The 26,376-nt window shown below is 64.0% G+C and carries 25 protein-coding genes; 14 read left to right on the top strand and 11 right to left on the bottom strand.

Annotation, left to right across the window (positions count from 1 at the left end; genetic code table 11):
- Nucleotides 1-32: 32 nt before the first annotated feature.
- From XI06_RS39900 to XI06_RS39870, 7 genes are all read right to left on the bottom strand, one after another.
- Nucleotides 33-746 (bottom strand): ABC transporter ATP-binding protein, encoded by a 714-nt coding sequence (locus XI06_RS39900; protein ID WP_237860132.1) that lies wholly within the window; start codon nt 744-746, stop codon nt 33-35.
- Complete coding sequence (locus tag XI06_RS39895; RefSeq protein WP_271607799.1) at nt 739-1,506, bottom strand: ABC transporter ATP-binding protein; 768 nt, start codon at nt 1,504-1,506, stop codon at nt 739-741. The genes XI06_RS39900 and XI06_RS39895 overlap by 8 nt, the downstream gene beginning before the upstream one ends.
- Nucleotides 1,499-2,443 carry a branched-chain amino acid ABC transporter permease gene (locus tag XI06_RS39890; protein ID WP_237860136.1) on the bottom strand — a complete coding sequence of 315 codons (945 nt, stop codon included), beginning with the start codon at nt 2,441-2,443 and terminating at the stop codon, nt 1,499-1,501. Before XI06_RS39890 ends, XI06_RS39895 begins: the two co-directional genes overlap by 8 nt.
- On the bottom strand, nt 2,440-3,357 hold the full coding sequence (locus XI06_RS39885; protein ID WP_092251677.1) for a branched-chain amino acid ABC transporter permease: 918 nt from the start codon (nt 3,355-3,357) through the stop codon (nt 2,440-2,442). Before XI06_RS39885 ends, XI06_RS39890 begins: the two co-directional genes overlap by 4 nt.
- Before the next feature lie 286 nt (nt 3,358-3,643).
- Nucleotides 3,644-3,862, bottom strand: coding sequence for a hypothetical protein (locus XI06_RS39880; protein ID WP_333909388.1), 219 nt, complete (start codon nt 3,860-3,862; stop codon nt 3,644-3,646).
- A 1-nt stretch (nt 3,863) separates the two neighbouring features.
- A complete protein-coding gene (locus XI06_RS39875) occupies nt 3,864-4,523 on the bottom strand; it encodes an acyl-homoserine-lactone synthase (RefSeq protein ID WP_237860140.1) in 660 nt (219 codons plus the stop codon).
- 82 nt (nt 4,524-4,605) lie between these two features.
- Nucleotides 4,606-5,334: a helix-turn-helix transcriptional regulator gene (locus XI06_RS39870; RefSeq protein ID WP_237860142.1), complete on the bottom strand. Its 729-nt coding sequence runs from the start codon at nt 5,332-5,334 to the stop codon at nt 4,606-4,608.
- Nucleotides 5,335-5,502: 168 nt separating this feature from the next.
- Between XI06_RS39870 and XI06_RS39865 the strand changes: the two genes are divergently transcribed.
- The 10 genes from XI06_RS39865 (at nt 5,503) to XI06_RS39820 (ending at nt 15,459) form a co-directional block, all read left to right on the top strand.
- Nucleotides 5,503-5,679 (top strand): hypothetical protein, encoded by a 177-nt coding sequence (locus tag XI06_RS39865; RefSeq protein ID WP_237860145.1) that lies wholly within the window; start codon nt 5,503-5,505, stop codon nt 5,677-5,679.
- 247 nt (nt 5,680-5,926) lie between these two features.
- Nucleotides 5,927-6,865, top strand: coding sequence for a LysR family transcriptional regulator (locus tag XI06_RS39860; protein WP_237860147.1), 939 nt, complete (start codon nt 5,927-5,929; stop codon nt 6,863-6,865).
- 155 nt (nt 6,866-7,020) lie between these two features.
- Nucleotides 7,021-7,899, top strand: a complete 879-nt coding sequence (locus XI06_RS39855; RefSeq protein WP_237860150.1) for a shikimate dehydrogenase — start codon at nt 7,021-7,023, stop codon at nt 7,897-7,899.
- Between the two features lie 55 nt (nt 7,900-7,954).
- Nucleotides 7,955-9,085 (top strand): ABC transporter substrate-binding protein, encoded by a 1,131-nt coding sequence (locus XI06_RS39850; RefSeq protein ID WP_237872238.1) that lies wholly within the window; start codon nt 7,955-7,957, stop codon nt 9,083-9,085.
- 93 nt (nt 9,086-9,178) lie between these two features.
- Nucleotides 9,179-10,054, top strand: a complete 876-nt coding sequence (locus tag XI06_RS39845) for a branched-chain amino acid ABC transporter permease (protein WP_194464941.1) — start codon at nt 9,179-9,181, stop codon at nt 10,052-10,054.
- Nucleotides 10,051-11,049 (top strand): branched-chain amino acid ABC transporter permease, encoded by a 999-nt coding sequence (locus XI06_RS39840; protein WP_271607798.1) that lies wholly within the window; start codon nt 10,051-10,053, stop codon nt 11,047-11,049. The genes XI06_RS39845 and XI06_RS39840 overlap by 4 nt, the downstream gene beginning before the upstream one ends.
- Nucleotides 11,046-11,789 carry an ABC transporter ATP-binding protein gene (locus XI06_RS39835; protein WP_237860157.1) on the top strand — a complete coding sequence of 248 codons (744 nt, stop codon included), beginning with the start codon at nt 11,046-11,048 and terminating at the stop codon, nt 11,787-11,789. The genes XI06_RS39840 and XI06_RS39835 overlap by 4 nt, the downstream gene beginning before the upstream one ends.
- 12 nt (nt 11,790-11,801) lie before the next feature.
- Nucleotides 11,802-12,536, top strand: a complete 735-nt coding sequence (locus XI06_RS39830; protein WP_271607797.1) for an ABC transporter ATP-binding protein — start codon at nt 11,802-11,804, stop codon at nt 12,534-12,536.
- A complete protein-coding gene (locus tag XI06_RS39825; RefSeq protein ID WP_271607796.1) occupies nt 12,533-13,591 on the top strand; it encodes a Gfo/Idh/MocA family protein in 1,059 nt (352 codons plus the stop codon). Before XI06_RS39830 ends, XI06_RS39825 begins: the two co-directional genes overlap by 4 nt.
- Nucleotides 13,588-15,459, top strand: a complete 1,872-nt coding sequence (locus XI06_RS39820) for a bifunctional sugar phosphate isomerase/epimerase/4-hydroxyphenylpyruvate dioxygenase family protein (RefSeq protein ID WP_271607795.1) — start codon at nt 13,588-13,590, stop codon at nt 15,457-15,459. Before XI06_RS39825 ends, XI06_RS39820 begins: the two co-directional genes overlap by 4 nt.
- 60 nt (nt 15,460-15,519) lie before the next feature.
- On the opposite strand, the gene XI06_RS39815 is transcribed toward XI06_RS39820, so the two are convergent.
- A complete protein-coding gene (locus XI06_RS39815) occupies nt 15,520-16,692 on the bottom strand; it encodes an ABC transporter substrate-binding protein (RefSeq protein WP_237860165.1) in 1,173 nt (390 codons plus the stop codon).
- 324 nt (nt 16,693-17,016) lie between these two features.
- Between XI06_RS39815 and XI06_RS39810 the strand changes: the two genes are divergently transcribed.
- Together XI06_RS39810 and XI06_RS39805 are read left to right on the top strand one after the other, a co-directional pair.
- A complete protein-coding gene (locus XI06_RS39810) occupies nt 17,017-18,282 on the top strand; it encodes an NAD(P)/FAD-dependent oxidoreductase (RefSeq protein ID WP_237860167.1) in 1,266 nt (421 codons plus the stop codon).
- 115 nt (nt 18,283-18,397) lie between these two features.
- Nucleotides 18,398-19,195, top strand: coding sequence for a slipin family protein (locus tag XI06_RS39805; protein WP_271607794.1), 798 nt, complete (start codon nt 18,398-18,400; stop codon nt 19,193-19,195).
- Nucleotides 19,196-19,288: 93 nt separating this feature from the next.
- Here XI06_RS39805 and XI06_RS39800 read toward each other — a convergent pair whose 3' ends face one another.
- A complete protein-coding gene (locus tag XI06_RS39800; RefSeq protein WP_237860171.1) occupies nt 19,289-20,971 on the bottom strand; it encodes a tannase/feruloyl esterase family alpha/beta hydrolase in 1,683 nt (560 codons plus the stop codon).
- A gap of 162 nt (nt 20,972-21,133) precedes the next feature.
- Nucleotides 21,134-22,984, bottom strand: a complete 1,851-nt coding sequence (locus XI06_RS39795; RefSeq protein ID WP_271607793.1) for a feruloyl-CoA synthase — start codon at nt 22,982-22,984, stop codon at nt 21,134-21,136.
- Between the two features lie 150 nt (nt 22,985-23,134).
- Between XI06_RS39795 and XI06_RS39790 the strand changes: the two genes are divergently transcribed.
- Together XI06_RS39790 and atzF are read left to right on the top strand one after the other, a co-directional pair.
- Nucleotides 23,135-23,629 carry a MarR family winged helix-turn-helix transcriptional regulator gene (locus XI06_RS39790; protein ID WP_271607792.1) on the top strand — a complete coding sequence of 165 codons (495 nt, stop codon included), beginning with the start codon at nt 23,135-23,137 and terminating at the stop codon, nt 23,627-23,629.
- Between the two features lie 193 nt (nt 23,630-23,822).
- On the top strand, nt 23,823-25,643 hold the full coding sequence (gene atzF, locus XI06_RS39785) for an allophanate hydrolase (RefSeq protein WP_271607791.1): 1,821 nt from the start codon (nt 23,823-23,825) through the stop codon (nt 25,641-25,643).
- An 8-nt stretch (nt 25,644-25,651) separates the two neighbouring features.
- Here the strand turns inward: atzF and XI06_RS39780 are convergent, their stop codons facing one another.
- A complete protein-coding gene (locus XI06_RS39780) occupies nt 25,652-26,374 on the bottom strand; it encodes a GntR family transcriptional regulator (protein WP_237860178.1) in 723 nt (240 codons plus the stop codon).
- Nucleotides 26,375-26,376: the final 2 nt, after the last annotated feature.

Raw genomic sequence — 26,376 nt, 5'->3', positions numbered from 1 at the left:
ATATGACGCGAGACCGCGCGCGTCACCCGCAACTAAATTCCCAAGTACTTGTGCTGCAGGTCCGGCTCGGCCATCAGCTCGTCCGACGTCCCGGACCAGACCGTCTTGCCGCGTTCGATGATGTAATGGCGGTCGCATATGCGGGCGAGATGGTCGACGTTCTTGTCGACGACCAGGATCGACTGGCCCCGGCTCTTCAGCATCGACAGGCAATTCCAGATCTCGTCACGGATCAATGGCGCAAGACCCTCGGTCGCTTCGTCCAGGATCAGGAGCTTTGGGTTGGTCATCAGCGCACGGCCGATGGCCAGCATCTGCTGCTCACCGCCGGAAAGCTGGTTGCCCATGTTGGCGGCGCGCTCGGCGAGCCGCGGGAACAGCACATAGATCGCGGCGAGCGTCCAGGGATTGGCGCTGCCAAAGCGATCGGCCGCGGCCGCGACAAGATTTTCGCGGACGGTGAGGTTGGGGAAGATCTGGCGTCCTTCGGGGACCAGCCCGACGCCAAGCTTCGCGATCCGATAGGACGGCTGCGTCCGCACGTCAGTGCCCGCAAAGCGGATCGCGCCCGATCGTGCCGGCGTCAGGCCCATGATGGAACGGATCGTTGTGGTCTTGCCCATGCCGTTGCGGCCCATCAGCGATACCATCTCGCCCGGCTTGATCGACAGCGACAGGCCGAACAGCACCTGGCTGAGGCCGTAGCAAGTCTCGATGCCTTCGACGTCGAGCAGCGTGTCAGCCATGATGCGTCACCACATGCTGGTCGCCGAGATAGGCGCGCTTGACGTCTTCATTGGCACGGATCACGTCGGGATCGCCGGAGGCGATGACGCGGCCATAGACCAGCACCGAGATGCGGTCCGCGAGCGCGAACACCGCGGGCATGTCGTGCTCGACCAGCACGATCGAGACCTCTTTGCGCAGCTCCTGGAGCAGTTTGACCATGCCCTGAGATTCGGTGACGCCGAGACCGGCCATGGGCTCGTCGAGCAACAGCAATTTCGGTTTGCTCGCGAGCGCGACGGCAAGCTCGATCTGGCGCCGCTCGCCATGACTCAGCTTCGACACCTGGACGTCGGCGCGGTGGGCAAGGCCGACGCGGTCGAGCGCGGCGTGCGCGGCGTCGCGCAAGCCCTTCTCCTTGCGGGCATTGGCGAAGAAGCGGAACGAGGTGCCGGCGTGCGCCTGCGCCGCCAGCGCGACATTGTCGGCAGCGGTGAAGTCGAGCAGGAGCGAAGTGATCTGGAACGAGCGTGCGAGGCCCAGCGCGCAGCGGCGATAGGCCGGCAAGTAAGTGATATCGCGCCCCCCAAGCGAGACGCTGCCGGAATGCGGCGCGAGATGCCCAGTGAGCTGGCTGATCAGCGTGGTCTTGCCGGCGCCGTTCGGGCCGATGATGGCGTGCAGCTCGCCCGCCGCGACATCGAGCGAGACGTGGTCGGTCGCGACGATACCGCCGAAGCGGCGCACCAGCTTTTCGACGCGGAGCAGCGGTTCAGCCACGGCCGATCCTCCCGAGCAGGCCCATGATGCCGCCGCGGCCGAACAGCACGATCAACAGCAGCAGCGGGCCCATGATCAGCGCCCAATATTCAGTGATCTGCGACAGGAACTCTTCCAGCAGCAGATAGACCACCGCACCCATGACAGGGCCGAACAGCGTGCCCATGCCCCCCAGAATCACCATCACCATGAGGTCGCCGGAACGGGTCCAGTACATCACGGCAGGACTGACGAAATCTGTGTTGTTGGCGAGCAGCGCGCCGGCGAGACCGCACATCGTGCCTGAGATGACGAAGCAGACGAGCTGATAGCGTTTTGCCGGGAAGCCAATCGCCTGCATGCGCTGCTCGTTGGAGCGCAGGCCCTGCACGACGAGGCCGAAGCGCGAATTGACGATGCGCCAGATCAGGAAGATCACGCCGAACAGGCAGGCGAGACAGAGATAATAGAACTGCGTGCGGTTCGACAGGTTGATCAGACCGGAGAAATCGCTGCGCTTGTAAACGGTGAGGCCGTCATCGCCGCCATAGCGCGCGAGGCCCGAGGCGACGTAATAGGCCATCTGCGCGAAAGCCAGCGTGATCATGATGAAATAGACGCCGCGGGTACGCAAAGACAGCGCGCCGATCACCAGCGCGTAGATCGCGGACGCCGCAAGCGCGACCGGGAATTGGGCGAAGCCGCTTCCCACGCCTTCCTGCGCGAGCATGCCGACCGCATAGCCGCCGATGCCGAGATAGGCGGCGTGACCGAAGCTCATCATGCCGCCAAAACCCATGATCAGGTTTAGGCTCGCGGCCGCAAGCGCCAGGATGACGATGCGCGTGAACAGCGTCAGGATGAAGATGTTGCCGGACAGGGAGGAATAGAGCGGCAGCAGCACGAGGCCCGCCAGCATCAGGGCCGTGACGGCCTTGCTCACGCTCAAACCCTTCATCGACGGTTGGCCGGAAACAGCCCCTCCGGCCGCACCACCAGCACGATCGCCATCAGGAGATAGATCAGCATGGATGACAGCGCAGGCGCGGCGGTGGAGGCAGCGGCGCCGCTCAGCACCTGCCGCAGCAGATTGGGCAGGAAGGCACGGCCGAGCGTATCGATCATGCCGACGAAGATCGCGGCCAGGAATGCGCCGCGGATCGAACCGATGCCGCCGATCACGATGATGACGAAGGCGAGGATCAGGATGTTCTCGCCCATGCCGATCTGCACGGTGAGGATCGGCGCCTGCATCAGGCCTGCGAGGCCGGCGAGTGCGGCGCCCAGGCCGAACACCAGCGTGTAGAGCAGCTTGATGTTGATGCCGAGCGCACCGATCATCTCGCGGTTGGAGGCGCCGGCGCGGATCAGCATGCCGATGCGGGTGCGCATCACGCCGAGATAGAGCAGCAGCGCCACCAGCAGCGCGACGATGATGATGGCGAGGCGGTAGGCCGGATAGTGAATGCCGGGCAGGATCGGCACCGGCACCGTGAGCCAGGCCGGCAGCGGCAGCGCAAGGCCCGCCGGTCCCCAGATCAAGCGCACGGCTTCGTTGAAGAACAGGATGAGGCCGAAGGTCGCGAGCACATGGTCGAGATGGTCGCGCCCGTAGAGATGTCGCAGCGCGCTCATTTCCAGTACGATGCCGAGCACCAGCGTCGCACCGAGCGCCAGCAGCGCGCCGAGCAGGAAGCTGCCGGTCCACGCCGCGAAGGTCGCAGCGAAATAGGCGCCCATCATGTAGAGCGAGCCGTGCGCGAGGTTGACGAGATCCATGATCCCGAACACCAGCGTCAGGCCGGCGGCAAGCAGAAACAGCAGCAGGCCGAACTGCAATCCGTTCAGGAACTGTTCGACGACGAGCAGCATCAAGACTCTTTCAGGCGCACGCGGACGCGCGCCGATGTTCGAACACAGTCGCCATCAGTGAAAGAGCTCCCCCTGCCTCTACAAGGCAGAAAAATGGGTAATGGCAGTATCGTTCCGAGGCAAGAGCGATTCCGCACCAGACATGCACTTTGTTGCATGCCGGTGCATGCGACCTTCCATCGGTCCAGCAACGCCGCGCAGGATAGGACAGCCTGCCGCACCCAAACGATAGCCCTCCCCCCGTTTCCGGGGAGAGGGCGTGAGAGGTCGGAACGAGGGGTGGCGTCTAGTGCGACGTGACCTGGCGGGAGAAATCGTCCGGCACGTTGAGCTCGCTATTGGCCGTCGAGGCCTCCAGCGCCGCCATCCGAAACAGGTAGGCCAGCGTCGCCAACCCCGAATCTTCGGCCATCTGCGCCAGCTCGAGCGCCATGTCGGACATGTAGCCGAGATTCTCGTCCTTGGTTTGCGCCATGATTTGGCTATCTCGCATCATATTCGACATCTCAGGCGCTCTTTCGTTGCGCGGCAGTGCGGCCGCAATTGTTGGCATGGGCGATGCAATCGAGACGCGGTCCGTCCTGATGGACGATCGAGGCCATGCCGATGCGATCATGCAGGGCATCGACCGTCTCCTGGCGAATGTCGATGGTCGCCGCCATGGTCCAGGCATTCTCCACCAGCGCGGGCAGGCCGAGCGGCGTCACGACGAAGCCGGCCTCGTGGAAACGCGGCAGCCACCAGGTCTCCATGATCGCGCTGACGCGCGCGATTCCCTGATCGAGACAGAACTCCTGCACCGCCGCCATCAGTTGCAGGTTGAGCGCGCCATCGCGGCGATCGCGAACGACGAAATAGCGCGACCACTCCCAGACCAGCGGATCCTCGGGCCAGCCGCGCACGGCGGCCAGATGCGGAAACACCTCGCTCATCATCGAGGGCTTGGTGGTCGGATAAAGCCGGTGACCGCCGACGACGCGGCGCTCCTCCAATGCGAGCAGATAAACGGTGTCCTCGTTGTCATAGGAATCGATCTCGCGACCGTCGGGCCTGCGAAGTGTCTCCCAGTGCCGTTCCTCGACGAATATATCGTGGCGCAGCCGGAAATGCTGCTCGAGTACGTCTTCATATAGGTGGCGATTGACGGCGGAAATTGCGTGAATCATGAAAACCCCCATCCAGCCTCAATGGGGGTAGCCTCCGCGAAAAGGCGCGGAGTCGATATTGGGAAATTTCCCAGTACGTTGCTTACGGATTGATAATCTTGTGGCGAATCGCGAGTGCAACCGCATGCGTGCGGTTGACAGCTCCGAGCTTGCGCGCAGCGGTTGCAAGATGTTCCTCGGCGGTGCGCTGCGTGATGTTGAGGATCTCACCGATCTCCCACGCGGACTTGCCCTGCGACGCCCAGGCGATCACCTCGCGCTCACGCGGGGTCAGGCGCGCCGAGCGACTCGGTGCAGGATCGAGCAGACGGCGGATGTGGTCGAAGCCGTACATCGCCATCAGATGCAGAGCCGGCTTGCTGCGCGGATTGAGATCGAGATGGACGCCGCCGAGCGACACCGCGGCCTCGTAGCCGGTGAGCCCGTGGATGGGCACGATGAAGCCGCGTGACATCCGGAAATCGGTGGCGCGATTCATCACCTCTGCCGCATTCGGCTCGATCTCGGCATCATACGGCGCTTCCGACCACTCGAATGGGTTGAGCGATTGCCGGCACAGGCGCACCACAGGATCGACGCGATCGTAATTGTTTTGCGTGTAGAGACTGAACCAGCCCGCCGGCCAGCGCTTGGCGAGCACCATCTGCGCGAACCGCTGATCAGGATTCGGCAATCCGGTCACGATTATGGTCTCGAAGCCGAAGCGACCGAACGCCGTTTCGAGCGCGTCCATGGCATCCGGGACCCTGTCATAGGCTCCCAGCCCTTCGATGAAGTCCAGCGCCTCGCGGCCATAGTCAACGGCGGTCATCGATGCGTTCCCTGACGCTCGCGCATCCGTATAACACGTCTTGGGGGACTGCCTCAATTCACTCGCGCCCGTAATTCCCCGGGGTGGCATCGGCATCGAAGATTTAATCTACTTGTGGAGGAAGTGACCTCCAGTTACACCTCAGGCGTCTAGAGCGGGAAAGCCACGATGGAAGACGAGAACATCGCCCTCAACAGCGTGCTCGGCCTGGAACTGAACCGCGTGTTTTTCGCCGTCCGCGATACGGCGAACAAGCAGAAGATCATCGAGTTCGCCCGCGACGTGCTGCGGAGCGAACGCGCGGAACGTCCCGGCAGCGTGTCGCCGGAGGGACCGGCAAGCTAGGACGCAGCTGCAGCAAACGACGCCGACGCAACGGATCGCGCGACGACGCCCTTCGATTTGAGCGCGCTGATTTCAGGACATTCCGGCAGCGAAACTGATCCGCTCGTATCGTCATGAATGAGCTCCCCCCTCCCGGGAGGACAAAGCCGGCGCGTCGCCATCCACATCGCCAGGTATTTGACGCTGGATGACCTTGCATCGCTCGTGAGATGATCGCCGCCGCGATCGTCTTTCGGATACCAAGATCATGATGACACTGCGCCAGGTTGAAGTGATCCGTGCCGTGATGGTGACGGGCACCATTGGTGGCGCGGCCAAGCTGCTGAACGTATCGGCACCGGGGATCAGCCGGCTGGTCAAATATACCGAGCGCTCGCTCGGCATCCGCTTCTTCCAGCGCCAGAACGGCCGCTACTTCCCAACCCCGGAAGCCGAGAACATCTTCGAGCAGATCAACGGCGTCTACAAGAAGGTCGACGACCTCTCCGAGATCATCTCCAAGATCGGCCGCGGCGGCTTGTCAGAACTGCGTATCGGCTCGGTGCCGAGCATCTCGCAGGTGATGGTGCCGCGCGCCATCGAGCGTGTCCGGCGCCGCTATCCGGATCTCGGCATCGACATCAACATCCTCAAGATCGAGGAAGCCATCGACTATCTGCTGCTCGGCCGCGGCGAATGCGTGGCGATGAGCTACCGATTAGAGCATTCCGGTCTCGACTTCCTGCCGCTCGCCTCGGGCGAGCTCTATTGCATCGTGCCGCCCGGCCACGAGCTCGCCGGCCGCAAGCAGGTCTCGGCGGCCGAGATGACGCGCTATCCGCTGATCGGCATCGATCCCAACGATCCCTACGGCCGGATCATGGCCGAGATGTTTGCGCGCCATAAGCTCGACTACAACATCACCATCCGCGCGCGCTTCGGTACCACGGTCTGCGCGCTGGTGAAGGCAGGGCTCGGCATCGCCATCATCGATCAGTTCACGGTGGCTCATGGCGGCTATCCCGGCATCGAGCTGATCAAGATCGCCGAGCCGACGCGGTTCGACACCTATATCGCGGTGAAGCGCGGCGCGCCGCTGTCGCTCCATGTCGAATATTTCATCGAATCCCTGCGTGCCGAGATGCGCGCGGTCGAGCCGTCCCGCGGCAACGGCAAGGCCGTGCCCGGGCGGACGCGGAAGAAATAACATTATGTTAGGTTTGCGGGACGAAAGGGTAATTGTGTTAGGCAGAGGAATGGCTATCGTCCCTCTTGGAATTGCGCGGATTTCCCCGCTAATGGCCTAACATCAACGCGCGCCCCAAGGACCATCGAGGGACGATCAAGAGACGATAGTGGATCATGTCTAGCCGCGGCCCCGCTGCCTCCAAAAAACTCCTGACCGGCCTGATCGGCGCGCCGATCGCTCATTCCGCCTCCCCTGCCATGCATGAGCGCGCCGCCGAGGCGCTGGGCCTGCGGGGCCACTACCAGCTCATCGAGGTCGCCGGCGCGGACGCGACCGGGTTGAGAATGATGCTCGAGGGCGTGCGCCGGCTCGGCTTTGCCGGCGTCAACGTCACCTTCCCCTACAAGGAAGCCGTGGTGCCGCTGCTTGATGAGCTGGCATCGACGGCAGCGACCATGGCCGCGGTCAACACCGTCGTGGTCAGGAATAACAGACTGATCGGCCACAACACCGACACCACAGGCTTTGCGCGCGCGGTCAAGCCGCTGCTGGCGCCTGCCGGAAATGCAGTGGCCGTGATCGGCACTGGCGGTGTCGGCAAGGCCATCGCCTTCGCACTGGCGAGCCTGAAGGTGACTGACCTGCGCATCTTCGACAGCGAGCCGGCGCGTGCCGAGAAGCTTGCCGCGCTGCTGGCCAACCACGGCGGCGCACGGGTCGCCCGAAGCGTCGAGGACGCGCTTCATGGCGCAACCGGCCTCGTCAACGGCACGCCGGTCGGCATGCTGCCGAACCGGGACACGCCGGTCCCCCCGGCGCTGCTGCGCGAAAACCTGTGGGTCGCCGACGCCGTTTACTCGCCGCTGATCACGCCGCTGCTTGCCGCTGCGCGAGAGAAGGGCGCGCGGATCATGACCGGGCGGGAGCTTGCGATCTACCAGGCCGCCGACGCCTTCGAATTGTTCACGGGCCTTGCCCCATCGACTGAAGTCATGGGAGAGGCTTTTGACGCCGTGATGGCAGCGCGCAGCGCCGCCTATCAGGCAGCTTGAGGCGAAGCGGCCGGACACAAGGCCGCTTGCAAAATTGAAACGGGAGGAGAGGACGATGAAATCAACGCTACTGGTGGGCGCACTGCTCACTGCCATCACGACCACGGGCGCCTTCGCACAGACGATCAAGCTCGCCGACGTCGCCGAGCTGTCGGGCGGCGGCGCAACCGTCGGCACCAACTGGAAAAACGGCATCGACCTCGCGATCGAGGAGATCAATGCCAAGGGCGGCATTCTCGGCCGCAAGCTTGAGGTCACCCACGCCGACTCGCAATCGAACCCGGGCGTGGCGCGCGCGCAGGTGCAGAAGGCGCTCGACGCCGAGCCTTATGTGTTGCTCGGCCCCGGCTATTCCGGCTCGGTGAAGGTCACCGCGCCGCTCGCCGCCGAAGCCGGCATCACCCAGATCATGGGCGGCGAAGCCGCCGAGTTGACGCAGGCCGGCAACAAATTCCTGTTCCGCACCTCGTTCGGCCAGCAATCCTCGATGCCGAAGGTCGCAAAGTACATCCACGACGACATGAAGGCGAAGTCGGTCGCGGTGGTCTGGGTCAACAACGACTTCGGCCGTGGCGGACGCGACGTCGTCATCAAGGAGCTGGAGCGTCTCGGCTCCAAGGTCGTCGCCGATCTCTCCACTGAAGCGGGCCAGGCCGATTTCGCCGCCGACGTCGGCAAGATCAAGGCCGCCAATCCCGATGCCGTGTTCGTCTACCTCAATGAAGAGGAGAGCGCGCGCATCCTGAAGGAGCTGAAGCGCCAGGGCGTCACTGCGCCGCTGATGGGCGAGACCACGCTGATCGGCCAGAAGGTGATCGAGCTCGCCGGCGATGCCGCCAACGGCGCGCGCGGCCATGTCGGCCTCACCACGGATGCGCCGGTCGAGCTGATCAAGGGTTTCCGCGACCGCTTCTCGAAGAAGTACAATTACGTCCCTGATCATAACGGCCTGAAGGGCTACCTCGCCGTCTACATGGTGAAGGCCACCACCGAGAAGATGGGCAAGGTCGACCCCAAGGCGTTCGCCGACACGCTGCACGGCCTGACGATCAAGGCCTCTGAGGAGCCCGGCATTCTGATGGACGTCACCTTCGACCAGAATGGCGACATCGATCGGCAAAGCTTCCTGGTCGAGGTGGTCGACGGCAAGCAGGTAGTGAAGCAGGTATTGCCGAAGCTGAAGTGAGGCGTTCTTCGCCTCTCCCCGCGCCTGTCTCGCCGGAGCTTTAGCGAAGGCGGATGCGGGGAGAGGGAGAAGATAAGGCGGCGAGAGGGGAAAATGTCCAATCTGTTCGATCTCCTGGTCGCGGGCCTCGCCACTGGCGCGATCTACGCGCTGGTCGCGGTCGGCTTCACGCTGCTGTGGCAGACCTCGCAAACCATCAATTTTGCGCAAGGCGAGTTCGTGATGCTGCCGGCGTTTTTGATGCTAGCGGCGATGCATGTCGGCGCGCCGTTCTGGCTCGCGATCATCCTCGGCATTCTCTTGTCGATGATCCTGCTTGGTCTCGCCTTCAAGATGCTGCTGGTCGACCCGATGATGCGCCACGGCGTGCTGCCGCTGGCGATCGCGACCATGGCGCTGGCCATCGGCATCAAGGAAGCCGTGAAGCAATTCTTCAGCGCCGAGGCCTCGCCGTTTCCGTCGATCGTGCCGACCGGCGACATCTCCGTCCTCGGCCACGCCGTCTCGCTGCAAAGCATCGGCGTGCTGGTCGTCGCGATCCTGGCTGTATTCGGCCTGACCACGCTGCTCAACCGCACCTCGCTCGGTCACCAGATGCAGGCGGCGGCGCAGAACCCCACGGTCGCGCGCATCATCGGCGTGCCTGTCGAGCGCATGATCTTGCTGACGTTCCTGATCAACGCCTTCCTGGTCGCGCTGGCGTCGCTGCTGATCACGCCGATCTATCTCGCCAAGTTCTCCTCCGGTGAAGTGCTGGGCCAGGCCGCCTTCATCGCCGCGATCGTCGGCGGCTTCAACCAGGTCCGCGGCGCGATCGCCGGCGGCCTGTTGATCGGCGTGCTCGACAATCTCGCGGCCGCCTATGTCTCGACCCAGTATCGAGCCGCCGTGCCGATGATCTTCCTCATCGCCGTGATCCTGTTCCGGCCGCAGGGCCTGCTCGGCCGCGCTGAGGAGCGCACGGTATGAGCGGCTATGCCAAACCCCTGAAGATCGCGCTCGGCCTCGCCGTCATCGCCGGCCTGATCGTCATCCCCATGAACTTCAACCGCTACGGTCTGTTCATCCTGAGCCAATGGGCGGTGATGACCATCGCCGCGATGGGGCTCAATCTCACGCTCGGCTATGCCGGCCAGGTGTCGCTGGCGCAGGGCGCCTTCGTCGGCATCGGCGCCTATGCCGCCGCGATCATGACGACCCACGGTTGGCCGCTGCCGGCGGCAATTGCAGTCGCGATCGCCTTGAGCTTCGCAGTCGGCTGGGTGCTCGGCTATCCCGCGCTACGCGTGCAACACCATTACCTCGCGTTCGTGACGCTCGCCTTCTCCACCCTCGCCTTCCTTGTGTTCCGCAACGAGAGCTGGCTGACCGGCGGTATCTACGGCATCTCCGGCATCCCGCGGCCGCACTTTTTCGGCATTGCGACCAACAAACCGCTGCCGTTCTACTATATCTGTCTCGGCTCGCTTGCGATCGTCTCGCTGGCGGTGTGGTGGCTGATCCGCTCGCCCTGGGGACGCGCCTTCATGGCACTGCGCGAAAATCCCCTGCGCGCGCAATCACTCGGCATCGATACCCGCCGCTACACGCTGATGGCGTTCGCGATCGGCTCGGCGCTCGGCGGCGTCGCCGGCGCGCTCTATGCGCCGTTGACGCAATATATCGATCCCGTTCCCTTCAACCTGTCGCTCTCGCTCGATCTCTTGATGATGGTGATCGTCGGCGGCGCCGGCTTCTATTTCGGCCCGCTCCTTGGCGCGATGATCGCGGTGCTGCTGCCGGAATGGCTGCGCTTCACCGAAGGCTATTATCTGATGCTCTACGCGATCGCGGTGATGGGGCTGCTGATCTGGTCGCCGACAGGCATCCTGGGAATCCTCGACCGCCATATGGCCGCACGGCGCACCAAGGCGGCCTCCGCACTGCGCGCCGTCGCCAAATCCCGCCTGGAGACGGCGCAATGAGTGCGGTGCTCGAGGTCACCAATATCAAGAAGAGCTTCGGCGGCATCACCGCGGTCGACGACGTCTCCTTCGACGTGCGCGAGGGCGAGATCCTCGGCCTGATCGGCCCGAACGGCTGCGGCAAGTCGACCTTGTTCAACTGCATCCTCGGCCAGCTCACGCCATCAGGCGGTGAGGTCAGGCTCGACGGCAAGGTCGTCACGGGCTTGCGCCCTTCCGAGCTGAACAAACTCGGCGTCAGTCGCACCTTCCAGCTTCTGCAGGTGTTTCCAAAGCTTTCGGTTCGCGAGAATCTGATCCTCGCGGGTCAGGAGCATCAGGGCAACATGGCCTCGCGCCTGGTCGGCCGCTCCGATGCCGGATTGACCGACGCCGCCAACCAGATGATCGGATTCTTCAAGCTCGATCATCTCGCGGCTGAACCCGCCGGCGGCCTCTCCTACGGCCAGCAAAAGCTGCTCGATGCCGCCATGGCCTTTATGGGCGGCCCACGCCTGGTGCTGCTCGACGAGCCTGCCGGCGGCGTCAATCCGACCATGCTGTCCGACCTGAAGGAACGGCTGGTCGCGATCAACCGCGAGAAGAATGCCACCTTCGTCGTGATCGAGCACAACATGGAATTCGTGATGTCGCTGTGCTCGCGCGTGATGGTGATGGCGGAAGGCAAGGTGCTGGCGATGGGACGGCCCGACGAGGTTCGGAAGAACCCGGCCGTGATCGAAGCCTATCTCGGACATTAGGGAGCGCGAGCCATGAGCGACCCGATCCTCTCGGTTCACAATCTCGTCGGCGGCTACGGCAAGATGACGATTCTGAACGGCACCACCTTCTCGGTGCCGTCCGCGACGATCACCACGATCATTGGCCCCAACGGCGCCGGCAAGTCCACCGTGTTCAAGGCGATCTTCGGTCTCTTGAAGCTCCGCGAGGGCAAGATCAGCTTTGCCGGCCGCGACGTCACAAACTTGAGCCAGCGCGCGCTGCTCAATGCCGGCATCTGCTACGTGCCGCAGGGCCGCAACATCTTTCCCGAGCTTTCGGTACGTCACAACATCGAGCTCGGCGGGGTCGCGGCGAAGGGCATCGACCTGCCGACACGAATCGAGGCCGCGCTCGACCTGTTTCCGGCGCTGCGGCGCAAATCGACCCAGCAGGCCTCGACCTTGTCCGGCGGCGAGCAGAAACAGCTCGAAATCGCCCGCTCGCTGCTGCTCGAGCCGAAGCTGGTGCTGATCGACGAGCCCTCGATCGGGCTGTCGCCGCTGATGGTGCAGCAGACCTTCGACATCCTCAAATCCTTGCGTGACCGCGGCGTCACCATCCTGATGATCGAGCAGAACGCGCGCTCGGCGCTGGAGATTTCTGACATCGGCATCGTGCTCGAGCTCGGCCAGACTCGTATCGTCGACAAAGCGGAGCGCATTCTGAACGATCCCCGCATCGGCCAGCTCTTCCTCGGCGGCGCCATGGAGGAGAGCGCGGCATGAGCGCGAAAATGCGCATCGCGGTGGCCGGCGCCGGCCTGATCGGCCGCCGCCATGTCGAACTGATCGACGCTTCGCCGGATTGCGTGCTGGCCGGCATCGCTGACCCCTCCCCCAACGCGAAAGAGTTTGCGCGAGCACGCAAGACGCCCTGGCACGCAGATCATCGCGCTTTGCTTGCGGACGAGAAGCCAGACGGTTTGATTATCGCCTCCCCGAGCACACTGCATTTCCAGATGGCGCTCGATTGCGCTGAGGCCCGCGTACCCGCGCTGATCGAGAAGCCGGTGACTGATACCGTCGCAGCCGCGCGGCGCCTGTGCGCCGCGGTCATGCGGACCGGCGTGCCGATGCTGGTCGGCCATCATCGCCGGCACAATCCGATCATCAAGGCCGCGCGCGAGGCAGTGACATCAGGCAAGCTCGGCCAGCTCACGGCCGTGGTCGGGCTGTGGTTGCTGAAGAAACCCGACGATTATTTTGATGTCGCGTGGCGGCGCGAGCACGGCGGCGGCCCGCTGCTGATCAACCTCATCCACGACATCGACAATCTCCGCTTTATCTGCGGCGAGATCGCCGAGGTGCAGGCACTGACCTCGAACAAGGCTCGCGGCTTTGCCGTCGAAGATACCGCCGCATTGCTGCTACGCTTCGAATGCGGTGCGCTCGGAACAGTAGCCGTGTCGGACGCAACGCCGGCACCGTGGAGCTGGGAGCTCACCTCCGGCGAGAACCCCGCGTATCCCAAGCAAGACCAGCCCTGTTACATCTTCTCCGGCACCGTGGGCTCGTTGTCCGTGCCGAACATGGAACTCTGGTCCTACGCGCAACAGTCTGGCTGGTACGCGCCGCTGGCGCGCGAGAGCATCGCGCCGGCGGCTGTCCATCCGCTGGCCGAGCAGCTCCGGCATTTCTGCGCGGTGATCGCGGGGCGCGAACAGCCGCTGATCTCGGCGGAGGATGCGATGGGGACGCTCGCGGTCGTCGAGGCCGTCAGCGAGGCCGCGCGCACGGGCCAGAAAATATCGCCGGGCCACATCATGGAGCAGGCAGCATGAACAAGCGCTCGATCGCAACGGTCTCCCTCTCTGGCGCCCTCGACGAAAAGCTGCGTGCCATCGCATCCGCAGGCTTCGAGACGGTGGAGATTTTTGAGAACGACCTGCTGTCGTTCGGTTCAAAGCCGCGCGAGATCGCAAAGCTCTGCAAGGACCTCAATCTCGAGATCTGCGCGTTCCAGCCGTTCCGTGATTTCGAGGGCATGCCGGAGCCGCAGCGCGCGCGCAATTTTGCCCGCGCCGAGCGCAAGTTCGATCTGATGCAGGAGCTCGGCACTGATCTCTTGCTGATCTGCTCCAACGTGTCCCCTCACTCGCTCGGCGGCATCGACCGCGCGGCCGACGATTTTCGCGAGCTCGGCGACCGCGCTGCCAAGCGGGGCCTGCGCGTCGGCTATGAGGCGCTGGCCTGGGGCCGGCACGTCAACGACTATCGCGACGCCTGGGAGATCGTGCGGCGCGCCGATCATCCCGCGATCGGCGTCATCCTCGACTCTTTTCACGCGCTGGCGCCGGGGTTCCCGGTTCGCGCCATGGCCTCGATCCCCGGCGACAAGATCTTCCTGGTGCAGCTCGCCGACGCGCCCAAGCTCGAGCTCGACATCCTATCGTGGAGCCGGCACTTCCGCTCCTTCCCCGGCCAGGGCGATCTGCCGGTCGGCGAGTTCATGCAGGCGATCGCGGCGACCGGTTATTCCGGGCCATGGTCGCTGGAGATCTTCAACGACCAGTTCCGCGCCGGCTCCGCGGCGCAGACGGCGGTCGACGGCCTGCGCTCGCTGATCCTGTTGCAGGACCACCTCGCCCCGGACTGGCCAAAGCTCGTCGGCGAGCCCCTGGCCCCTAAGCCCAAGAGCAGCGGCACCGGTTTCATCGAATTCGCCGTCAACGAGGCCAAGGCCGGCGAGCTCGCGCAATTGTTCTCGCAGCTCGGCTTCCGCAAGACCGGCAAGCACCGCAGCAAGGCGGTGGAGCGCTGGTCGCAAGGCAAGGTCGAGCTCGTGATCAACTCGGAGACCGGCGGCTTTGCGCATTCGCACTATGTCACCCATGGTCCCGGCGTCTGCGCCATCGCGCTCGACATCGACAATGCCGGCCTTGCCATGCAGCGGGCCGAGACGCTGAAGGCGCGCACCTTCTATCAACCGGTGGGGCCGGGCGAGCTGGAGATCCCCGCGATCCACGGCGTCGGCGGCAGCCTTCTGTACTTCCTCGACCAGGCCGGCAAGAACTGGGACACGGATTTCGAGCCCGTCGCGAGCAACGCAAGCGCGGATGCGTTGATCGCGGTCGATCACATCGCGCAGTCGATGCCTTATGACGAGATGCTGTCGTGGCTGCTGTTCTACACCGGCATCCTCGACCTGAAGCGGCTGCCGCAGATGGAGATCGCCGACCCCAGAGGCCTCGTGCAGAGCCAGGCTCTCATCAATGGCGACCAGAGCCTGCGTTTCGTCGTCAACGGCTCCTCGGCCAATCGCACACTGCCGGCCCGCTTCATCTCGGAGTTTTTCGGCTCGGGCGTGCAGCATGTCGCCTTTGCGTGCGAGGACATCTTTGCGACCGTCGCCGCGATGCGCGCCCGCGGCGCCGGCTTCCTCGATATCCCTGACAATTACTACGACGACATCGAAGCTAAATACGACCTCGCGCCCGATGTCATGGCCAAGCTCCGCGCCAACCACATCCTCTACGACCGCGAGGGCGACGGCGAATTCTTCCAGGTCTACACCCACATTTTCGACGAGCGCTTCTTCTTCGAGATCGTCGAGCGGCGGAGCTATCAGGGATTTGGCGCGCCCAATGCCGGCATCAGGCTCGCCGCGCAAGCGCGCGAGATGCGGCCCGCGAGCATGCCGCGGGTGTGATGACCCTCTCCCCTCGCGGGCTCCTCTCCCCGCACGCGGGGAGAGGGGGAAACTAGGCCCTTACTTCATCGGGCACTTGTCGTGGAAGCGGTCCTGATCGTTGGTGACGATGGTGGCGACGGTCTTCAGCGAGAGCTCGCCGCCGGCGCCCTTCACCACGTCCTGCAGATAGAAGTTCTGGATCGGGATGTGGTTGTTGCCGTATTTGAACGCGCCGCGCAGCGACTTGAAGTTGGCCTTCTCCATCTCGGCCTTCATCGCGTCCTTCTTGGTCGTGTCGCCGCCGACGGCGACCACCGCGCTGTTGATGAGCTGCGCCGCGTCATAGGCCTGCGCGCCGTAATAGCTCGGCCGGGCGCTCGGATATTTTGCGCGGTAGTCGGCCACGAACTTCTTGTTCTGCTCGTTCGGCAGATCGTTCACCCACTCCTGCGCGCCGGGCACCCCGAACGCATTCTCCTTCTGCAACGGCAACGTCGTCTCGTCGACGGTGAAGGCGGTGTAGAGCGGCATGGTGCTCTTCATGCCGGCCTGGACATATTGATTGAGGAACTGCGCGCCGGCCGCACCGGGATAGAACACGAAGATCGATTCAGCGCCGGAGGCGCGGGCTTTCGCCAGCTCGGCGGAGAAGTCGAGCTGGCTCGGCCAGACCGTGTATTCCTCGCCCTTGACCTCGCCCTTGAAGGTGCTCTTCAGGCCCGCGAGCATATCCTTTCCCGCGGCGTAGTTCGGGCCGATCAGGAATACGCTCTTGACGGCGTTCGCGTTCATGTAAAGGCCCATGGCGGCCGGCGTCTGGTCGTTCTGCCAGGAGGTCGAGAACACGTAAGGGCTACACAGCTCGCCCGCGAGCTGCGACGGGCCGGCATTGGCGGAGATCAGGAAGGTCTGCGAGTCCACCGCGGTCTTGAGCGAGGCGAGCAGCACGTTCGACCAGATGTAGCCGGCCAGGAAATCGACCTTGTCGGACTGCACCAGCTTCTCGGTCTTCTGCTTGCCGACATCAGGCTTCTGGCCATCGTCCTCGTAGATCACCTCGACCGGCTTGCCGCCCATCTTGCGTCCGAGATGGTCGAGCGCGAGCTCGAACGAGTTGCGCATGTCGTTGCCGATCACGGCGGTCGGACCGCTGAAGGTCGAGACGAAACCGATCTTGATGGTGTCGCCGGCGAATGCCGGATTTGCCAGCACCAGCGCCGCTGCGCCCGCCAGCCAGTATGCCGTCCTCATAACTCACTCCCCTCCCTATTATTGGCCCCCGGAAACGGGGTGATCGCCGCCCCGGGTCTGCCTCTATTGAACGCAAAATCTGTCGCGCCGCCAATGGCTCAGCGGCTCGTCCTGCACCATATTTCGCCCTAAACGGAGATGGCAAGAAATATAATTCTACTCACTTCGGCCGAGGCCGGCCAAGGCCGGTCCGGAGCCTCCGGCGCTTTTTCGCAGGAATATCGATACGCCAAGCCTATTCCATCATTGAGGACGGCTATTGGACCACGGCACCCAATCCGCACTTAAATAAGTGAGTAAAGCAGCGAGATCAGAGGGTGCATCATGGCCGCAAATCCCCATCGTGTCGTCATCGTCGGCGCCGGCTTCGGCGGGCTGGAGACGACTTACCGGCTTGCCGGCGCGCCGGTGGAGATCACGCTGATCGACCGCCGCAACCACCATCTGTTTCAACCGCTGCTTTACCAGGTCGCGACCGCCTCGCTTGCGACCAGCGAGATCGCCTGGCCGATCCGTCATCTCATGCGCGACCGCCGCGAGGTGACGACGCTGTTTGCTACAGTGAGCGGCGTCGATGCCGACAGGCGATGCGTGCAGATCGACGATGGCAGCGAGGTGCCTTACGACACGCTGGTGCTCGCCACCGGCGCGCGCCACGCCTATTTCGGCCATGACGAGTGGGAGACATGGGCGCCGGGACTGAAGACGCTGGAAGACGCGACCACACTGCGCCGTCACATCCTGGTGGCGTTCGAGCGCGCCGAGCGGGAGACTGATCCCGCGAAGCGCGCGGCGCGATTGACCTTCGTGATCGTCGGCGCCGGCCCGACCGGCGTCGAGCTCGCCGGCACCATCGCCGAGATGGCACATCACACACTGCCCGCAGATTTCCGCAACATCGATACCCACAAGGCGCGCGTCGTGCTGATCGAGGCGGGCCCGCGCGTGCTGGCGGGCTTTCCCGACGATCTCTCGGCTTACGCGCAGGCCTCGCTGGAAAAGATCGGCGTCGAGGTCGTGCTCGGGCAGGCCGTGACCGAGATCAACCGTGATGGCGTGGTCTTCGGCGGCAAGCTGCTCGAGGCCAAGACACGAATCTGGGCCGCCGGCGTACGCGCTTCGCCCGCGGCCGAATGGCTGGGCGCACCGAGCGATCGCGCCGGACGCGTGCAAATCGCCGACGATCTCACCATTCCCGGCCATCCCGAAATCTTCGCGATCGGCGACACCGTCAACATCAACGCCTGGAACGGCAAGCCCGTGCCCGGCATCGCACCTGCGGCGAAGCAGCAGGGCAAACATGTCGCCGCAACCATCAAGGCGCGACTGCAGGGCGCGCCGACCACCCCGTTCCGCTACAAGCACGCCGGCAGCCTCGCGCAGATCGGCAAGCGGCTCGCGGTGATCGATTTCGGCAAGGTCAAACTGCGCGGTACCATCGCATGGTGGATCTGGGGCATCGCCCACATCTACTTCCTGATCGGCCTCCGCCACCGCCTCAGCGTCGCGCTGAGCTGGCTGTGGATCTACGCGCGAGACCAGCGCGCGGCGCGGCTGATCACGCAGGGCAGCAGCAAGGTGGTGGGCTAAACGTCAAGTCCCTCGACCAAAAAATATATTGCCTGCGATCATCGACCGCCCAGCTTGAACCCGACGATGGCCGCTATTTAATCCGCGGCGCATTGGATCCCTGTTGGAGTCGGCCATGTCCGTCGTCGATTTTTTCGCGCCTCTTTCGTTCCTGTTGATCGCCGGCTTCGCGGCGCTGATCCTTCTGCTGATGAGCATTCGCGTCGCCAATCAATACGAACGCAGCGTCGTATTCCGGCTCGGCAGGTTCAACCGCACCGCCGGGCCAGGCCTCTATCTGGTGTGGCCCGTGATCGAATGGCAGGACAAGCTCGACCTGCGCACCATTACCGCCAACGTCGAACAGCAGGAAGGCATCACGCGCGACAACGTTCCGATCAAGGTTGACGCTGTGGTCTGGTATCGCATCGTCGATCCCGAGCGCGCCGTGATCGAGGTGAAGGCCGTTTCCAACGCCGTCGTACAGGTCTCGCTGACGACCCTGCGCGCCGTACTCGGACAGCACACGCTGGACGAGATCCTCAAGGCACAAGATACCATCGCCGACGTCATGCAAAGGGCGATCGACGCCACCACCGAACCTTGGGGGGTCAAGGTCGAGCTGGTGCAGATGAAGAGCGTGGGGATTCCGCCAAGCATGCAGCGCGCCTTGGCTCAGGAGGCCGAAGCCCTGCGCGAGAAGCGCGCACGCCTGATCAAGGCCGAGGCCGAACTCGACGCCGCCGAGCAGCTGCGCCAGGCCGCCGAAGTGATCATGCAGAACCCCGCCGGCCTCGAACTCCGCCGCATGCAGATGATCACCGAAGTCGGCGCCGAGCAGAACACCATGACGCTGGTGATGATGCCGAGCGAATTCGTCTCGATGGCACGAGGGATTTCGGATGCAGCCAAAGTGATGGCCGCGAAGGGGTGAGGAGAGATTGCATCTTCGATGCAATCTGACCTTTCCCCCGCATCCGCCGAGCCTCCCTTATTTTGAACCTCGAGGTTGCCGACACCCGACGAGCTACGGCGTCTTGCAGACGAAATTCGCCGCGTCCTCGCTGTCGCCCTGCCCGGAATACGCGGCGTAGCTCGGATAGGGGCACAGCGGCCGCGTGCGGCCTGGACTCCAGGACGCAGGGACTTCCTTGTTAGCGGGGTTGGCGGACGCAATGACGCGCTCGGGTGCCTTGCCCTTTTCCACCCAGTCGGTCAACGCGGTCAGTGCATCGAACTTGTCGAGGGTGACGCCGCCACCGCAATGCGTTTCGCCGGGAATCGTGAACAGGCGCGCGACGCTGTCGGCATGCCCCTGCAGGTTCTTGTTCAGCCGGTCGTACCAGCGGATGGTGTCGTTCACAGAGAATACCGGATCGGCCTGGCCATGATAGATCAGCATCTTGCCGCCGGACTTCTGGAGCGATGCGAGCTTTGGATCATCGATGTCGGGCGGCGTCATGAAGTCCATGGCCGATTCCGTGAAGGTGGCGTCCTTGGCGAAAATCCTGGGCGCGTCCTTGTCGAAATCATAGGCCTTCAGTGCCTCGACCAGCTTCTCGTTGCTGCCCTCGACCACGACCGGGGGTGTCGAGAAGATGTAGTTCAGTGACGCTGCGCCCATGGTGGCGATGATCGGGTAATTGTTCCAGGGCGCGATGGGGCTCTCGACCTTCCAGGTGCGCCAGTTGCCGGTGCCGATGCCGCCATCGAGGGGCCAGTCGGAATAGAGAGGCTCACCTTTGGAATTCTTCGGTCCGGCGAGGCTCATCTTCAGGGCGTCGACCTTGGCTTCGGACAAGCAAGCGCTGTTCTGCCCCGGCGCACAGGCCAGACTCTTGAAATCGAACGCCTTCTGACAGGCAGCGAGATTGGCCGTCAGCCCATCCTTGACGCCGTCAAGCGTATCGCAGGCCTCCGTAATGCGCGAGGAAACGAGCTGGGCGTCCTCCTTGGTGATGGACTTGCGCAGATCGGGATCAGCTTTCAGGAAGGCCTGCACGTCCCAGGCGTGCTGGATCGCAGCGCGCGGCAGATCGAACCCAGGATTGCCGACGAGGAAGCCGTCGTAATTTTCCGGCATGCGCGACGCCGCGACCATGGTGTGACGCCCGCCGTTCGAGCATCCCGCCATATAGGAGCGATCCGGCTTGCGTCCGTAGTGAAGGGCAATGATTTGCTTTGCGACCGGCGACAGCGTCATGTCGGCGGCATAACCATAGTCGCGCCGCGCCTGCGGATCGAGGCCGAACGCCGCGCCGGCAGTCAGGCCCAGCGACTTGTTCGCGGGGTCCGAGCCGGAATGACCACTGTCCGACGACAGCACGGCAAAACCGCGCGCCAGTGGCACTGTGCCACCGGAGGCTAAGCCCTCGGGCAGGCTGCCAAGAGCGGGCACGACCACGCCGTCATTGCCGCCATTGACCTGATGCAGGAAGCGGCCGTTCCACTCGGCCGGCAATCGCAATTCGAACCCGATGGCATACTGCTTCCCGTCGACTCCCGTGCGCCGGTTGGCAAGCCCCGTCAAAATACAATGCTTGGGGAGACCGTTAGCGGCGTCCTGCGTTTTGGACCCGGTTATCTCGATGCTGGAGATGCCGAGCGACGCGGTGGTGACCGGCGAGCAGGCCTCGCCGTCGGCGCGAGCCAAGGCGGTCGATCCCAGAAGCGCGGCCAGCGCGGCGGTCGATATCAAGCCAGTCCTCATGCGGACCTCCCTATTTAGTTATATATTATAATCATTACTTCCATTTCTTATTTTGGCAAGTGCCGCCGCACCGCGACATGTGCCGGCGATTTGAAGCATCATCCGCATAGGGGGGGACGCCAAGCCGCAGCACGCGGCCAATCGGTATTCGGCTCCGTTAGTCTAGCCGCAACCGATCCACTCGGCCGACGCATCGTCGTTCAACCGCGCCAAAGCGTCGGCGCGCCGCGTAAGCACGGCACGTTGATTTATGTAGCCCTTGTCGGTGATTTCGCCGCCATCGACCGACGGCGGCTCGGCGAGCAGCAGCGCACGGGTGGCGTGACCGGAGGAATGGGCGCCCTGCTGCTTCAGCTTTGCCAGGCCTTGCGCGATGGCCGTCCTGACCTTCTCGTGCGCCAGCACATCACCCACGCCCGCCGCCTCCGGCAAACCGGCCTGAGCGCGACAGGCAACGATATTGGGGAACACCAGGAACCGTACTTCGTCGCCGCCATGGCCGCTGACCACGATGTCCTGCGCAAGCGGCGCCAGGGCGGCGATACCAGCGACGCGCAACGTGCCGACGCTGACCCAGGTGCCCGAGTTGAGCTTGAAATCCTCAGCGACACGGCCATCAAAGAACAAGCCACGTTCGGGCCGTTTCGCATCCGCGAGCTTCACGGCGTCGCCGATGAGATAAAATCCCTCTTCGTCAAACGCTTGCTTCGTCAGCTCCGGCGCTTTCCAATAGCCAGGCGTGACGTTGGGGCCACGCACCCGCACCTCCAGCTTGTCGCCGGAGGTCACGAGCTTCAATTCGGTGCCGGGAATCGGCACGCCGATATTGCCGGAACGCTCCGCGAGGAAATGACAGTCGGTCGCCAGCGGCGACGTTTCCGTCGAGCCCCACGCCGAGACCATCGGTAGTGCGCGGCCACCGGTCTCGACGGAGAGTTGCTCGAGCGCGTCCCAGAGATTCTGCGGCAAGGCCGCACCGGCATAGAAGGCGAACTTCACCTCGCCAAAGAAACGCCGGCGCAGTTCCTCGTCGCCACGCAGCGCCGCGATCAGCATATCGAAGCCGCGCGGCACGTTGAAATAGACCGTCGGCATCACGCTTTTCAAATTGGCCAGCGATGTTGAAAAGAGGCCGGGCGCGGGCTTGCCACCGTCGATATAGAGCGAGCCGCCATTGCGCAGCACGAGATTGAAATTGTGGTTGGCGCCGAACGTGTGGCTCCAGGGCAGCCAGTCGAGGATGACAAGATCATCGCCTTGTTCGAGAAAGGTCCAGGTTTGTGCCTTCGCCTGTTGGCTCGAGGTCAGCATGCGCTGGGTGTTGATGACGGCCTTCGGCGTGCCTGTTGAGCCCGAGGTGAACAGGAATTTTGCGATCGTATCGGGCGTCACGGCGGCAAAGGCCTTTGCAACGTCGGGAGACTCGGACGTTGCCGCGATGGCACGGAAGGCAAGCGCATCGGCGTCGTCAGTGACGCCACTGATGATCTGCGCTGTGTGCAGCGGCTTGATCGCTGCGAGCGCCGCGGCAAACGGCTTTGTGGCGGAAACATAGATCGCGCCGGGCTCAAGCAGCGCGATCATGCTTTTCAGCTTGTCGAAATCCCTCGACATCAGCGAATAGGCCGGCGAGATCGCGGCCGAGGGCACGCCGACATGCTGGGCGGCAAGCGCGAGCAGCGCGTGATCGATGCTGTTGTCGGACAGAATGACGACGGGACGCCGCGCGCTGAGCCCCTGCTCCAAAATCCACGACGCTGCCGCGCGTACCCGCCGCAAGGCGCCCGCATAGGTCATGGTGGCCCACGGCGTATCGGCGCTGTCTCGCTCGGCGAGGAAGATTTTGTCTGGTGTCTCCCGCGCAAAATGCTCCAGCCAGTCGCCGACACAGCGCGCACCATCGCGCAAGGGCTCTGGCGAGCGCAGCACGATGCTGCCGTCGGCGCGATGCTCGGCGACGGTCTTAGGCGTTGCGAACAGGCTAGAAGCGTCACCGCGAACGGCCGACATCATGGTTTCCTCCTCACCCGTGTCAGAGGATCGGTCGCAGCCTCGTTCCGGGCCGCTTTTGATCATAATGTTGGGCAAGACGATTGTTGTCGTCAACAACAATCTTCCGCTCGTGGCCTCCAGCCGCTATGGTCGCGCGGCAGGAGATCCCACGTGACAGCCAGCGCAGTCCAGACGTCCCCTCGCAAACGCACCGGCAACGGCGCGGCGCGGCGGATCGACGCGGACGAGATCGGCCTCGATGCGCTGATCGGCCACGCCGGCTACGCGGTGCGGCGCTTCCAGATCTGGATCTTTCAGGACTTCATCAAGACGCTTGGCGAGGTCGATATCCGGCCGACGCAATATTCGGTGCTGACTGTGATCGGCGCCAATCCGGGGCTCTCGCAGATGGCGGTGGCAAAACGCCTCGGCATCGAGCGCGCCAGGCTGGTGCATCTGCTCGATAGCCTTGAAGAGCGGAAGCTGGTGAAGCGGATCAAATCGAAATCGGACCGGCGTTCGCACGCGCTGCACCTGACCGCGCAGGGCGAGACAGCGCTGGCAAAATTCAAGCGCCTCGCCGCCGAGCACGAACGGCATGTCGAGGAGAAGATCGGCAAGGCTAACCGGGAGCGGCTGCTTCAGATCCTTGCCGGCTTCACCTGACACGACTGCCCACGATTTGGGCAGATGCCCGTTCCGGGGCTTTGGGGCCGCGACCCCACCGATCGGCAAAACATCCCACAACCTACTGATCTCGCGATAGTATCCGAAGCGTCAGGTCTGCCCGGATTCTGTACACAATGGCACATCGCTTGCTTCATTCCGGGTGAAGACATGTTGCCGGAGTTTTGACGCCATGGGGGCTGAACTGGGGGCTGAGCAGCCTGAAACGATCGCCGCGATTGTGGCCGCACATCGCGCGGGCACGCTCACGCCGGCGCAGACGGTCGCCCGGACCTATCAGCGCATCCGCGACCACAACGATCCCGCCATCTTCATCAGCCTGCGCGACGAAAAGGACGCGCTTGCCGAAACCGAAAAGCTTGCGGCGCGCGCCGATGCCGCCAGCTTGCCGCTCTATGGCATTCCCGTCGCGGTGAAGGACAACATCGACGCCTTGGGCTTTCCGACCACGGCCGCCTGCCCGGCTTTCTCTTACACGCCGACGCACGACTCGACCGCGGTGGAGCGGCTGCGTGCGGCCGGTGCCATCATCATCGGCAAGACCAATCTCGATCAGTTCGCCACCGGCCTCGTCGGCGTGCGTTCGCCCTATGGCATGCCGAAGAATTCGATCCGCGAGGATCTAATCCCCGGCGGCTCGAGCTCGGGCTCGGCGACGGCCGTCGGCGCAGGGCTCGTGCCGCTGTCGCTCGGCACCGACACGGCCGGCAGCGGCCGCGTGCCGGCGATGCTCAACAACATTGTCGGGCTGAAGCCGAGCCTCGGCATGATCTCGACCGCGGGCCTGGTGCCAGCCTGCCGCACGCTCGACTGCATCTCGGTGTTCGCACTGACGGTGGATGATGCGGCGCTCGCGCTCTCGGTGATGGCCGGCCCCGACCAGGCCGATCCGTTCTCGCGCGACCGGCCATTTGAGCCAATCACCGCCTTCCCGACCAAGCTGCGCCTCGGCGTGCCGCGCAACGGGCAGCTGATCTTCTTTGGCGACAAGAAATCGGAAGCCGCTTACGCCGATGCGCTGAAGCGCTGGACCGCACTTGGGGCAACGCTGGTTGAATTCGACCTCGAGCCGTTCTACGAGACCGCCCGGTTGCTCTATGAGGGCCCGTGGGTCGCAGAGCGCTATCTCGTGATCAAGAATCTGCTGGCATCCGCGCCCGATTCGATTCATCCGGTGACGCGCGAGATCACCGCGGCCGGCGCGCGGCTGACGGCAGCCGAGACCTTCTCGGCGCTTTATCGTCTCCAGGGACTGCGCAAGATCGCCGAGCGCACGTTTGCCAACATCGACGCGCTGGTGCTACCGACGGCGCCGACGGCCTATACGACCGCGCAGGTGCTGGCCAATCCGATCGAGCTCAACAGCCGGCTCGGCACCTACACCAATTTCGTCAACCTGCTCGACCTCTGCGGCCTCGCTGTGCCGGCATCGATGCGCGCGGACGGCATTCCGTTCGGCATCACGCTGCTGGCGCCGGCAGGACGCGATGGGATGCTCGCGAGCATCGGCCGCGTCTTCCATGCAGATACGAAACTGACCGTTGGCGCGAAGGGCGTGGCGCAGGCACCGCTTGCGGCCCTTCCCACGAACAGTAGCGACGAGATTCCGATTGCCGTCGTCGGCGCACACCTCTCCGGCATGGCGCTGAACGGGGAATTGAAGGCACTGAATGCGAAGCTGATCGAGGTGACCAAGACCGCACCGGACTACAAGCTCTATGCGCTTCCGACCGCACCGCCGAAGCCCGGCATGTTGCGCGTCGAGGCGGGCAAGGGCGCGTCGATTGAGCTCGAAATCTGGACGTTGTCGTCGTCTGCGTTCGGCAAGTTCGTGAATGCGATTCCTGCGCCGATGGCGATCGGGACGATCAGGCTAACGGATGGTCGTAGCGTGAAAGGGTTTCTCGTCGAGCCGGAGGTGCTGGGCGAGGCGCGCGATATCACGGCGTATGGCGGCTGGCGAAAGTTCATGGCGGAAGCCGCCAAGACGTAGGCGGCGCCCTACACCGACACCGCGTAAATCTCATACTCCCCGCGCACCAGTTCGATATGGGCGCGCATCGCGGCGGCGGCGCCCTGCTTGTCACCGCGCATGATGGCGACGACGACGCGGTCGTGCTCGGCTTGTGACTTGGCGAGACGGCCGAGATTGCGGAACTGGGCGCGACGGAACGGCTGCACGCGCACGCGCGTCGCCAGCGTGATCTCGGCGATGTAGCCGTTCTGCGATCCCGCATAGATCGCGTTGTGGAAGCGCTCATTGACCTCGTGGAAGCGATCGGGATTGCCGGCGTAGCTGAGAACGCGCAGCTCTTCGTGAATGGCCTCCAAACCGTGACGCTCGGCGGCCGACATGCGCTCGGCCGCAAGGCCGGCACACAATGCCTCAAGCTCCGCCATCGCCTCGAACATGCTCTTGAGCCGCTCGATCGACGGCTGCGCGACCACGGCACCACGATGGGGCCGCGCCTCGACCAGGCCGCTCGTGACCAATTGACGCAGCGCTTCGCGCACCGGCGTCCGCGAGACGCTGAAGCGCCGCGCGATGTCAGTCTCGTCCAGTGGCGCGCCAGGGGCCAGAGTTCCCCGCACGATCTCGTCGGCGAGTTGGAGACGCAGCTCCTCCGCGCGCGTGACCTTCTGCACCGACGGCGAGGCACGGTCGACGCGCGGCACCATCGGTTCGGCCGGCAGTGTCCCTGGCGGAAAATCGTCAAGCGTCATAC

This window comes from Bradyrhizobium sp. CCBAU 11434, from assembly GCF_028128895.1.
GTDB lineage: Bacteria > Pseudomonadota > Alphaproteobacteria > Rhizobiales > Xanthobacteraceae > Bradyrhizobium > Bradyrhizobium zhengyangense.
Note: the sequence above shows the minus strand (reverse complement) of the source record. Positions and strands in the feature narration are given on the sequence as shown.

Bases quoted from the DNA above. Each gene is read 5' to 3' on its own strand.
- XI06_RS39865 (WP_237860145.1), top strand. From the start codon at position 5,503: ATGGAAGACGAGAACATCGCCCTCAACAGCGTGCTCGGCCTGGAACTG.
- XI06_RS39805 (WP_271607794.1), top strand. From the start codon at position 18,398: ATGTCCGTCGTCGATTTTTTCGCGCCTCTTTCGTTCCTGTTGATCGCC.
- XI06_RS39885 (WP_092251677.1), bottom strand. From the start codon at position 3,357: ATGCTGCTCGTCGTCGAACAGTTCCTGAACGGATTGCAGTTCGGCCTG.
- XI06_RS39855 (WP_237860150.1), top strand. From the start codon at position 7,021: ATGTCTAGCCGCGGCCCCGCTGCCTCCAAAAAACTCCTGACCGGCCTG.
- XI06_RS39830 (WP_271607797.1), top strand. From the start codon at position 11,802: ATGAGCGACCCGATCCTCTCGGTTCACAATCTCGTCGGCGGCTACGGC.
- XI06_RS39870 (WP_237860142.1), bottom strand. From the start codon at position 5,334: ATGACCGCCGTTGACTATGGCCGCGAGGCGCTGGACTTCATCGAAGGG.
- XI06_RS39810 (WP_237860167.1), top strand. From the start codon at position 17,017: ATGGCCGCAAATCCCCATCGTGTCGTCATCGTCGGCGCCGGCTTCGGC.
- XI06_RS39900 (WP_237860132.1), bottom strand. From the start codon at position 746: ATGGCTGACACGCTGCTCGACGTCGAAGGCATCGAGACTTGCTACGGC.
- XI06_RS39820 (WP_271607795.1), top strand. From the start codon at position 13,588: ATGAACAAGCGCTCGATCGCAACGGTCTCCCTCTCTGGCGCCCTCGAC.
- XI06_RS39845 (WP_194464941.1), top strand. From the start codon at position 9,179: ATGTCCAATCTGTTCGATCTCCTGGTCGCGGGCCTCGCCACTGGCGCG.
- XI06_RS39800 (WP_237860171.1), bottom strand. From the start codon at position 20,971: ATGAGGACTGGCTTGATATCGACCGCCGCGCTGGCCGCGCTTCTGGGA.
- XI06_RS39815 (WP_237860165.1), bottom strand. From the start codon at position 16,692: ATGAGGACGGCATACTGGCTGGCGGGCGCAGCGGCGCTGGTGCTGGCA.
- XI06_RS39825 (WP_271607796.1), top strand. From the start codon at position 12,533: ATGAGCGCGAAAATGCGCATCGCGGTGGCCGGCGCCGGCCTGATCGGC.
- XI06_RS39880 (WP_333909388.1), bottom strand. From the start codon at position 3,862: ATGTCGAATATGATGCGAGATAGCCAAATCATGGCGCAAACCAAGGAC.
- XI06_RS39850 (WP_237872238.1), top strand. From the start codon at position 7,955: ATGAAATCAACGCTACTGGTGGGCGCACTGCTCACTGCCATCACGACC.
- atzF (WP_271607791.1), top strand. From the start codon at position 23,823: ATGGGGGCTGAACTGGGGGCTGAGCAGCCTGAAACGATCGCCGCGATT.
- XI06_RS39840 (WP_271607798.1), top strand. From the start codon at position 10,051: ATGAGCGGCTATGCCAAACCCCTGAAGATCGCGCTCGGCCTCGCCGTC.
- XI06_RS39795 (WP_271607793.1), bottom strand. From the start codon at position 22,984: ATGATGTCGGCCGTTCGCGGTGACGCTTCTAGCCTGTTCGCAACGCCT.
- XI06_RS39875 (WP_237860140.1), bottom strand. From the start codon at position 4,523: ATGATTCACGCAATTTCCGCCGTCAATCGCCACCTATATGAAGACGTA.
- XI06_RS39860 (WP_237860147.1), top strand. From the start codon at position 5,927: ATGATGACACTGCGCCAGGTTGAAGTGATCCGTGCCGTGATGGTGACG.
- XI06_RS39890 (WP_237860136.1), bottom strand. From the start codon at position 2,443: ATGAAGGGTTTGAGCGTGAGCAAGGCCGTCACGGCCCTGATGCTGGCG.
- XI06_RS39835 (WP_237860157.1), top strand. From the start codon at position 11,046: ATGAGTGCGGTGCTCGAGGTCACCAATATCAAGAAGAGCTTCGGCGGC.
- XI06_RS39780 (WP_237860178.1), bottom strand. From the start codon at position 26,374: ATGACGCTTGACGATTTTCCGCCAGGGACACTGCCGGCCGAACCGATG.